The organism is Mesorhizobium sp. LNHC252B00, assembly GCF_000502955.1.
In the GTDB taxonomy this organism is placed as follows: domain Bacteria; phylum Pseudomonadota; class Alphaproteobacteria; order Rhizobiales; family Rhizobiaceae; genus Mesorhizobium.
On sequence record NZ_AYWO01000033.1, the window covers coordinates 34,557 to 44,586 of the forward strand.

Sequence of the window (10,030 nt, forward strand, 5' to 3'; positions counted from 1 at the left end):
TCATTTGGAAGGATGCGGGATGGAGACGCACCTGCTGGCGAATGGGATATCGGCAATTTCTTCGTTGCCAACGACAATCTCAGGGCTGCAGTGCAGGGAGATTGTCCTGCGCTCAGACGGTTCGCGGCTTCCGTAGGGTTTTGGCGAATAGGCGAGCACGAGGCTGCAGCTGCGCGGCTGGTACTGGCGGATTAACCCCGATGGTCCGGACAGACGCAGCCGGCTCTCTCCGGCATCGGGCAATGGCGAAGCGGCTTGCAGCATGATCACGTCCGCGGAACGAACAGCCTTGCGGGAGGCAAGATTGCGTTGTGTCGCCCGAAATCCCAACATACAAGACGAATATGATGGATGTCACGCAACCGCGCAATGCCGGCATGGACTGGCACGAACAAGCCCTGGACCTGACGCGGGGAATTGCCGCCTATGTCAACGACCCTCTCGTTGCCGGACTGGCGCGCGTCATCAGCAAGCATCCGAAGGCCGATATCGCCAACGCCTTCAACCACAAGCAGGTCGCCTGCAAGATGTGGGCGCTCGATAGGCTGTTCGAAAGCTGCGGCGGCCAGTTCGGGCGCATATGGGTTCTGGGTGGATGGTACGGCGTATTGCCCGCAATGCTTTTCAACGACGCTCGCTTCGACATCGTGGCGATCGACAGCATCGACATCGATCCCGAAGTCGCGCCGGTCGCCGGGACTCTCAACCGGGACGCCGGCGACCGGTTCCGGGCGCTGACGGCAGATATGTACGCGCTCGACTATGCGGCCGGGCGGCCGGACCTGACGGTCAATACGAGCTGCGAACACATAGCCGATCTGCGCGCCTGGCTTGCTCTGCTTCCGCGGGGCACGAATGTACTGCTGCAATCGAACGACTATTTCAGCGAGCCGACACACATCAACTGCGTGGCTTCGCTGGCAGCCTTCGAAGCAATGGCGGCGCTACGGGAGGTGCGGTTCTCCGGCGAATTGCCGACAAAAAATTATACGCGCTTCATGCTGATTGGATCTGTTTAATGCAAGACGCGGATTGAAGGCAATCCGATCCGATGCATGTCAGCACGCCGCATATCGAGCGCCCCAGTCTTACCTCTATGCTCCGGGATTAGATGTCAGTGGCTTTGAGACGGCCTTAATGCCGTTATCCTGAAATGCCTGGTGCACGGCGAGCAAAACGGCGCGGCGGATCATGAAGTTCTTGCCGGCTTTCGCCTTGAATTTGGCCCGGATGACCAGCGTACCGTCCTCAACCTCGCCAATTCCCTGACTCTTGAACGGCTCGAGCAGATCTCCAGCAAGTTCCGGGTTGGCCGAAATATCCTGGCCGATCTTCTTGAAAATCTTTCGGACTTTTTCGACGTCGGTGTCGAATGCAACGCGAAAGGTCAGTTTCTCGATCATCCAGTCGCGGCTGAAATTCTGGATCTTGCCAATCGCGCCATAGGGAATTGTCGCCAAGGCACCGCGCTGATGGCGCAGGGAAACCGATCGGACCGAGATTTTCTCTACCGTCCCCTTGGCGCCTGACGTTTCGATATATTCGCCGAAGCGGAATGCATCGTCGATCAGGAAAAACAGCCCAGAGACCAGGTCTTTCACCAGCGTCTGCGAGCCGAAGCCGATGGCCAGCCCGAACACGCTCAAGCCGGCGATCAGCGGCCAGACATTGATCCCGATCGACACCAGGATCGAGAGCAGCGCCAAGGCGAGAATGCTCGATTTGCCGACCGCGCTGAGCAGCGGCACCAGCGTGCCCAGCCGTGAATGCGGCACACCCAGTACCTCCTCGTCACCACCTACGGCGGGCAATTCCGCGCGCAAGGCGCGAGCCGTCCCGGTGCCGACCACGTTCCACAGAAACGCCGCCATCAACATGATCAGCGCCACACCGGCTGCGCCCTTGGCGACCTCTCGCAGATCTATGCCGAACCCGGCAGCCAGCGGTGTCGCCCAAAGCGTTCCCAGCATGGCAATCGAGATAGCCACGACGGTGAAGCGGGCGGTCTGTCGCCCTGCCGCTGCCAAGATCGAGATATCAGGAGACTCCAACCCGCGCTGCGCCCAGTTCCCGATCATTGCGTCGAGGTGCGGCGCGGCGAGAAACATCAACGCGGTCAGCAGAACGGCCGGCCCACGAAGCGATGCTCCCAGCGTCAGCGCGGCCTGTGCGCTGAGAAAGGTGATTATCAGGAACGCGATCACGATTGCCGGCCACATTTTGGCGAGACGGGTGCGCCAGCGGCTTCTGGGGCGCGGACCGGCGACGGCGGCTGCCATTGTGCGTCTGTGCCGCCATACCGCCCATGCAAACAGAAGGTAGATCGGAATTCCCAAGCCTGTTCGCAGCAGATCCTCCAGGGCCGGCCCGACGCTCCAGAGCCGCAACGTCGCGAGCAGCGCAACGACGATGATTGCCAAACCAATGCCAAGCGAGAGGTCGCGCACGAGCGCCGACAGATGGACGGAGCGCTTTGCGAACTCGGTTCGCCGCGATGCCATCAAGAGCGACCTGACGGCGGCGAGGATGATGGAGCCGAGCACGGTCACCACCGTCCAAAGACGAAGGGTTTGCAAAGGCACGCCAGAACCGGCCAGCAGCCGCGCAGCAATGAAACCGATCACCAATGCCGCCACGGTAGCCGTCGCGCCCGCGAAGAATCTGCGCCATGCGCCACTTTTGGCGGCGCTCGCCTTCTTGAACCGCCGGGCGAGCAGGATGAACACGGCCGCGACAAGCGCAACAATCAAGGCAATCTCGAAAAGGAGCACGAGGAGAGATGTACCCCCGGCCGCGAGCGAGGCCCTCAGGTTTTCGAGCTCGACGGGGACGCCGCTCAAAGCGGCAAACCGCGCGAACAGTCCGGAGACGAAACGCTCGGCGAGCTGTTCGAAGCCCCAAATCAAAGAAACAACGTCCGTCTCCGCCGTCGTGTCCACAATTTCTCCCCCCTTCAGCGCCTCGGAAGCCAGTTCCGGCGGTCGGTCGTCGGCTGCTGTCTCGCCATCCAGCGCCCGACCGTCGAACAATTCAAGCTTTTCTGTCCGGCCCTTGCCCCGCGCGGGGTCCGATGGCAATCAGGCAGGCTCAACCGATTTGACATTGCCTTCGGTTTCCACGAGGCAGCTTCTCTTCTTGCCGCCTGCATCGAACTCAACCTGCTAGGTTTTGGAATCGAGCTTGCTCGGCGCGGCGAACGTGCGTCGGTTCTCCAGTACGGATCACTCGGTGGTCGCATCGCCCTTCAGTATCGTCTCCAGTTCGTCGGGCGCGGGTTTGTCCGCTTTCCCCTCCACGGCCGTAATGGGAGCACCGACCGTCGTTGCCGCGACGTTGCCGACCGTGTCGATGGTGCCGGCAATCACTATGCCCAACCCGTCGCCAAGGCCCACTCTCGAGTCTGTCAGCGTTTGTCCGGAAGCCAATTGTGTCCCCAGCAGCTTCACGATTTCCGGACTTTCAGCGAATTTGCTATGGTTCAGGCGGTCGTTCGTCTTCACGTTGGTCAGGTCGATAACTGTTATTCCGGCTGCCTGCAGCTTTGATTTGTACGGCTCAGCCGATGGATCAACCTGTCCCACCCGGTCGACATTGCCTGAAATCAGACGCGAAACAGCAAGTGCCCGGTCGTCCCGCGAAACGATGATTGTAAACTTCGGCTTCTTCGGACCCAGTTCGGTCCACTCCCGCCCGAAGACATCCACATCGAGGTCGGGAGATGCAAGAATTACATTTTTGATCTTAGGAGAAACCTGCCCGTCCTGCAGGGCCATTTGCCTCAGCGATTCCATGGCAAGCCATGTTCCCATTGAGTGGGCCATGACGGTAACATCCGTGACACTGCGGTCATCGGCCAAAGCCTTTAGCGTTCGCTCGAATGCGGTGCGAGAGAAATTGGTGCTTTCCTTGTCGTAATTGTAGCCGAGGACGCTCGCGCGCGATGGCCACGTAAAAAGGACAGGCGCGACCTTTGCTCCCGAGTCGTGAATGAATTGCGCGAAGCGAAAAACCGAATCCTCATAGCGGTTGTTGAAACCATGTACGAATACGAGAACATGGCCGTTCGAATTGTGAGAATGCAGCCAATCTCGAGCTTCGGGGATAGAAAGGCCCTTGGCGGCAACAACGGCGAATTCCTTTTGGGGATTCGGCGGCAGCTTTTTCGGCCACTCGACCGTGCCGGATGCACGGTTCGGTGGAATTGAAATGGTCAGGTCGGTCAAGGAAAGTGCCGGGCTGCGCTCGCCTGTAAACAGCGTCGCCGGGTCGCCGGAAGGTTTGCGGCTGGTCGCAACCAGCATTGTCACATCCGATGCCGCCGGCGACACCAGGTTCGCGGAAATCGGCGTGAGAACGCCTTCCGGCCCTCCGCCGCACGCCGTCAGCGTAAGCAGAAACAGAGCTGAAATACTTCCCTTACCCCTCCGCTTAATTGACTGAGACGGCGCCATCATTCCCCTTTTGCGTCCCGTCGGCTCACTCTCGGCGCGATGGTGCTTGTCAATCATCGGGCAAGCTTCTTCACGCCGAACGCGTGATGCAGCGGAAGCCGAGGTGGCAAGTGGACGTGTCTACAGGCTGTGCCATGCGCGCGGCCGGGCGGTAACGCCGACAGTAGCTAGGCGCGCATAGGAAAGACCCACCCTTGGTAACCTTGCGCGGAATCCTCATGTCGGGCGTAGCCGGATCGTAGCTCGCCTCGCGCAAGCCACCGCGCGGATTGGTCATCGTGCAACAGGGACTCTCGATGCGGCTGTGCTCCTGGTACCAGTCAGTCGTCCACTGCCAGACATTGCCGGCCATGTCGTAGAGCCCATAGCCGTTTGCCGCAAATGAGCCGACGGGAGCAGTCCATTCGTAGCCGTCCTCGCAATTGTTGCGAAACGGGAACTCGCCCTGATACGTGTTGGCCATATGTTGACCACCTGGGGTGAGTTCGTCGCCCCATACGAACTCGGCGCCATCCAGTCCGCCGCGAGCGGCAGACTCCCATTCGGCCTCCGTCGGCAGCACCTTTCCGGCCCAGTTCGCATAGGCTTGAGCATCCTCAAAGGCGATGTGGACTACGGGGTGATCGTCGAGACCCTTGATCGAACTCGCGGGTCCGCGTGGATGGCGCCAATTGGCGCCCTTCACATAGGCCCACCACTGGTAATGGTTGCTTCGATCGGTGCCAGGTGGCGGCCGGACGAATATCGCCGATGCGGGGGCAAGCATCTCCGCCGGCGCGCTGGGATAGTCGGCTGCATTAGCAGGACGCTCGGCCAGCGTGGCATACCCCGTCTCGGCGACGAACTTCGTAAAATCCCTATTTGTGACAGCCGTCACATCCATCCAGAAACCATTCACCACGACGCGGTGAGCCGGGGCTTCTTCCGGATAGTGGTGGTCCGAACCCATCAGGAATTCCCCACCGGGGACCCGCACCATATTTTGGAATGGCGGGCTGTGCCCAGGAACGGAACGGACTCGATCCAAATCCCCTGTAAATAGCACAGCCGCGCCCGCCTCATTCATGACTTTGTTCCATTGGAACTCCGGACTTCGATCTGGCGCAGCTAGTCTCCGAGCTCATTGAACAACGACGACGAATCGGCGGCGATCGGCGGCGCGCCGAAGGTTAGCTTGATCGCTTCCATCATCAGCAGTGGCGGCGCCATTTGTTTGGCGAGATCCACGATTTTCCCTTTCAATTCCTTGACCTTATCGGGATTCTTATCGGCCAGATTCGTCTTCTCGGACTTGTCAGCGGCAAGATCGAACAGTTCGATTCGCTCCAACACGCCGGCCGACCATACAAGCTTCATATCGCCTTCACGGATTGCGCCGCCGGTCGGGTCGACATTGTAGACCAGGTCGCTGCGGGGCGAAGGCTTCGCTTCGCTGATCGTTTCCCAGACATCCATGCCATCGAGCGGCTTGTTCTTGGTCATTTTCGCTCCGGCAACCCCGGCGAGAGTCGGATAGATGTCCGAGACATGTATCATGCCGTTCACATCACCCGCCTTTACCTTGCCCGGCCAGTTCACCAGGCCGCAGACGCGGGTGCCGCCCTCATAAAGTGTGCCTTTGCCACTGCGGTACGGCCCATTGTCGGCCGGAAGGCTGTTGCCGACCTTCGATTCACCCGCAAACATCGCATCCCGCACGCCGCCATTGTCGCTCTGAAAGATGACGATGGTATTGTCGCGCATCTTCTTCTTCTCAAGCGCGGCAACAACCCGGCCGATCTCGTCGTCCATGACGGAGACCATGGCGGAATAGAGCCGGCGTTGCTCGTCGGCGACATGAGCATATTTTTTGATGTACTCTTCGGGTGCTTGGAACGGCGCATGCGGCGCGGTGAATGCCAGATACAAGAATAGCGGCGCCTTGCCGTCATGCTTCTCGATAACCTTGGCGGCTTCCTTGCCGAACAAGGTATTATCGAAGCCAGGCTCCTGCAGCGGCTTGTTGTTGCGGTACCAGTCCATCACGCCATGCGAAGCGTGCTTGAAATGATCGATTTCGCCGACCAGGGCGCCGTAGAACGAATCGAATCCGCGCTGGCGCGGCCAGTATTCGGTCTTTGCGTGACCAAGATGCCACTTGCCGACCATCGCGGTCTTGTATCCTGCGTCCTTGAGCATCTGGGGTAGGAGATACTCATCGGTGGCAAGACCGTAGCTGCCACCCGACGGGATAACGCCCATCTGCAGCCCGTAGCGTAACGGATAGCGTCCCGTCATCAGCGCAGCGCGGGTGGGTGTGCACATCGGCTGGGCATAGAATTGTTCCAGCCGCGCGCCTTCGGCCGCGAGCTTGTCGATGTTGGGCGTCTTGATGTCCGAGCCGTGGAAACCCACGTCCTTCCAGCCCTGATCATCGGAAATGATGTAGACGATGTTGGGGGCTGCCGGCTCGGCCGCCGCAGGCTGAACCCCAGCAAGGCCGGCGAGGGCGCCCGAAAGGCCGACCGGAGCGGCAAACCGCGAAACGACAGCCGCCGTGCCGGCCATCAATGCATCGCGCCGCGTGATTTTGGAGCTGATACCGGTTTCCGGCAAGTCCTGATCGTTATTCACTTTTTAGCCCTCCCTTGATCTGTCGGCGCTGGCTTGGCTTGGACCGACCGAACGTGCGCGCCCTCTTCCGGTCAGTGCCCAGCCACCCAAAGCGGCATGGCAATCGTCAGGAAGACCGAGTCGCCTTCCAGACGATTCTTGGCATCGAACTCGTGGTAATATTTGATCCGGGTCGAGACTGGCAGCTTGCCAACCTGAAAGTTATAGCCCGCGGTGGCTCCGATCGCCGCCACTTCGCCTCTAAACCCGCCAAGCACCGGGGGGACTCCGGACCCGCTATCATCGGTCAGCTGGTTGTAATAGTAGCCAACCAAGCCAACGTCGAAGGCTTTGCTGAAGTGCTGGTCGATCGTTCCCTCGAAGTGGAAATCCGTGCCGTTCTTGTAGTGGGTCGCCGTATCCTCGCCGTTGAAGGTGATGCCGGTTGCCGCCGAGAGTTCAAGGCCTGTAGCGGAGTTCAGCCACGTGCCCGATGCGTAGATGTCGGCGGCCCAGTGGTTGAACGAGAGATTGGCGATGTCTCCCTCATGGTAATCCCCCACCGGCACGTTCACGCTCACTCCGGTCTGCCAGTGAAAGTCTCCGTTGTGCCAGCCGACGAAAGTTCCAAGCACCGGATCGCCAAATGTCGTGATGCTGTCGGATGCCGACAACGGGCTCGGAACAATTCTGCCCGTGATATCGGGGCCGCCGATCGGCACGGTCGCCGTGAACGCCAAATTGCCGCCCATGACCTGCCAGGGAGTAACCCAAAGTGCGGTCGAGAGGTTTATAAGGGCTTTCGCATCGACGTCGGCCACCAGCCTTCCGCCGAGATCCAGATTGGCCTTTGCGTTTCCGGAATAGATGTAGAAATCGTTCTGGAAGAAGACGCCTGGCGGCGGGGTGAAGCCCGCCATGGGGCCGCGCGAGCCGAGCAGATAGAAGCTCGCGCCGCCTTCCGCTGCGTGGACGCTCGGAACTATCGCCAAGCTGGCCAGCACCGTGACCGCGCCTAGGAAGGCTTTGGGTCCGCAGCGGGTCATAGTCCCGGCACTGGTGCTCAATATTCTAAGCGCACCCTGCCGAAATTCTCTGTCCATATTCCCCCACCAGCCGTGTCTCGGCAGTATTCCCGCGCAATTGATTTCGCGCAATTTGAACATACGCTATACCTAATAGAATGGTCCTGCTATCCACTTTGCGCAAAGGACGTACATTTTGACATCCTGGCCATCATCGCCTTCACACAGGGATGTGCAGCTTGGCCCAGACCAGCTTGCCAATGCAGCCTCAGGAATGCTGGTGAAGGTCGATAGGCTCTCGGCCGGGGGCCTGCCTTCGCGCATCCGGCAAATCCAGTCCCACGGCAAGTGGGCAATCGATTTGGCCGAATTCAACTGCGCCTTGCGGGCCAGTGGCGAGCTGGATCGCGGCTCCGTGGTGATTTTGGCTGTCGAGCGCGCCTGCGATTCGACAATCTGTGGCATTCCGCTCGAAGACCACATGATCGTGACAATCCCCGCCGGCACGACAGTGACGGCAAGCGTCCAGCCCGGTCTCAGCTATGCGGGCGCCGTTGTTCCGGCGGCGAAATGGGCGGAAATCCAGGCGGGTGCCACGGGAGTGATCGTCGAGCAAGCGGCAGACCACCCCAGCGCCGTTCGGCTGACTCCCAACTATGCACGAACCATTCGGGGTCAGATCGAGTTATTGGCAGACCGCTTCGCGACGGCCGCAAGCGCTGGGGTTCAAATGGAGGACCCTCCCGTCGCATTCGTAGAATATTTGGGGTCACTTGCCGAAGCTCGTGCGGTCGCGGACGATCGCGACCCCGGTATCGACCGTTCTGCCCGTCGGCATCTTCGCCAAGCATCGGCCGCCGAGGACTTCGTTCACGCCCACATTCGGGAAGACATGCCGATCATTCGGTTGTGCAGGGAAGTCGGGGTCAGCCGTCGACAATTGGAGTATGCTTTTCGTACCACCTTCGCCGTGAGTCCGCTCGAATTCATCAGGGCGCTCCGTCTCAATGAAGCCAGGCGGCAACTGGCGACTGCGCGTGCGAATGGCCTAACTGTCACAAAGGTGGCGATGGACCTTGGGATCACCCATTTCGGCCGTTTTGCAGCGAGCTATCGCTTGCTCTTCGGCGAGTCCCCCAAAGAAACATTCTTTCGTGCCGGCAGGTCGTGACCGGCGCGAGTTGAGCCGTGTCATCATGGATCAGCTCAATCGGATTTGCGCAATTCGGATAGTAGTTGCACGCGAAAATTAGTATCTTCTAAAGGAGAGATGCTTCTGACTCGTAATCCGCTCAGGGACAGGGAAGTTGAACAATGACAAGAATTAGCTTGAGATTGACCGGTGCTGCCGGGATCGTCGTCGCTATGATGTTTGCAGGCTTGGTCGACACGGTTGCACCTTTCGCCTCCTTCGTTGGCGACGCGCAGGCGAGAGTTGGTCATCCGCTCACGCCTGGCAGCGCCGCGGGGGTCGCAAGGCGTACCACACGCCGAGTGATCCGTCGTTCGACCATCTATGTGTCAAGGCTCCCGGCGGCATGCGTGAAAACCTCGGTCAATGGCACCGTAATATGGCACTGCGGCAGTACGTATTATCAGGCCTATAGCGGACGCTACGTCGTCGTCCACATACAGTGAATTGAGACAGAGAATCGGTTTCCGAAGCTCCGTTGTCCTGCCTTAGGTTCCAGGGCTACGAACTCGGGTTAACGGGTTCCTTCGGAGCCTTCGCCGGCGCGTAGGCTGACGGAGCATAAAACGAAAAACCCGCCTGAGCGGCGGGTCACTGGCGCAAATCAGCACCATGGACGAATATCTACCATAGCTGAGGGCACAGAGTCAAGAAAAAATTCCTATCGCAAAAAGCTACCGGCAGACGGGAACTAGACTAGTTTCCGTCCATAAACGCGCCTATTTTGCAGCTTTTGCAAGCACTTAACCTCGTCCAGTGAAGCCGTTGAA

General features: G+C 59.6%; 9 protein-coding genes. 3 read left to right on the forward strand and 6 right to left on the reverse strand.

What is annotated here, in order from left to right:
• Entirely contained in the window at positions 1-264 is a 264-nt protein-coding gene (locus tag X744_RS1000000174075) for a hypothetical protein (protein WP_156938620.1), read from the reverse strand.
• Between the two features lie 83 nt (positions 265-347).
• On the opposite strand from X744_RS1000000174075, the gene X744_RS143770 reads away from it, so the two are divergent.
• Complete coding sequence (locus X744_RS143770; protein ID WP_084025676.1) at positions 348-1,019, forward strand: SAM-dependent methyltransferase; 672 nt, start codon at positions 348-350, stop codon at positions 1,017-1,019.
• 75 nt (positions 1,020-1,094) lie between these two features.
• On the opposite strand, the gene X744_RS143765 is transcribed toward X744_RS143770, so the two are convergent.
• From X744_RS143765 to X744_RS143745, 5 genes are all read right to left on the reverse strand, one after another.
• Positions 1,095-3,029, reverse strand: coding sequence for a mechanosensitive ion channel domain-containing protein (locus tag X744_RS143765; protein WP_084025678.1), 1,935 nt, complete (start codon positions 3,027-3,029; stop codon positions 1,095-1,097).
• Between the two features lie 192 nt (positions 3,030-3,221).
• Positions 3,222-4,451 (reverse strand): alpha/beta hydrolase, encoded by a 1,230-nt coding sequence (locus tag X744_RS143760; protein WP_245266829.1) that lies wholly within the window; start codon positions 4,449-4,451, stop codon positions 3,222-3,224.
• 70 nt (positions 4,452-4,521) lie between these two features.
• Entirely contained in the window at positions 4,522-5,430 is a 909-nt protein-coding gene (locus tag X744_RS143755) for a formylglycine-generating enzyme family protein (RefSeq protein WP_050589591.1), read from the reverse strand.
• 128 nt (positions 5,431-5,558) lie between these two features.
• A complete protein-coding gene (locus X744_RS143750) occupies positions 5,559-7,064 on the reverse strand; it encodes an arylsulfatase (protein WP_023762183.1) in 1,506 nt (501 codons plus the stop codon).
• Between the two features lie 71 nt (positions 7,065-7,135).
• Complete coding sequence (locus tag X744_RS143745) at positions 7,136-8,209, reverse strand: transporter (protein ID WP_245266828.1); 1,074 nt, start codon at positions 8,207-8,209, stop codon at positions 7,136-7,138.
• A gap of 133 nt (positions 8,210-8,342) precedes the next feature.
• On the opposite strand from X744_RS143745, the gene X744_RS1000000171125 reads away from it, so the two are divergent.
• Positions 8,343-9,239, forward strand: coding sequence for a helix-turn-helix domain-containing protein (locus tag X744_RS1000000171125; RefSeq protein ID WP_023762185.1), 897 nt, complete (start codon positions 8,343-8,345; stop codon positions 9,237-9,239).
• A 194-nt stretch (positions 9,240-9,433) separates the two neighbouring features.
• A complete protein-coding gene (locus X744_RS1000000175500; protein ID WP_245266830.1) occupies positions 9,434-9,706 on the forward strand; it encodes a hypothetical protein in 273 nt (90 codons plus the stop codon).
• Positions 9,707-10,030 lie beyond the last annotated feature (324 nt).

Coding starts and splice junctions, on each gene's coding strand:
- X744_RS1000000174075 (WP_156938620.1), bottom strand. CDS start 264: ATGCTGCAAGCCGCTTCGCCATTGCCCGATGCCGGAGAGAGCCGGCTG.
- X744_RS143770 (WP_084025676.1), top strand. CDS start 348: ATGGATGTCACGCAACCGCGCAATGCCGGCATGGACTGGCACGAACAA.
- X744_RS143760 (WP_245266829.1), bottom strand. CDS start 4,451: ATGGCGCCGTCTCAGTCAATTAAGCGGAGGGGTAAGGGAAGTATTTCA.
- X744_RS143755 (WP_050589591.1), bottom strand. CDS start 5,430: ATGGTGCGGGTCCCCGGTGGGGAATTCCTGATGGGTTCGGACCACCAC.
- X744_RS143745 (WP_245266828.1), bottom strand. CDS start 8,209: ATGTTCAAATTGCGCGAAATCAATTGCGCGGGAATACTGCCGAGACAC.
- X744_RS1000000171125 (WP_023762185.1), top strand. CDS start 8,343: ATGCTGGTGAAGGTCGATAGGCTCTCGGCCGGGGGCCTGCCTTCGCGC.
- X744_RS1000000175500 (WP_245266830.1), top strand. CDS start 9,434: ATGATGTTTGCAGGCTTGGTCGACACGGTTGCACCTTTCGCCTCCTTC.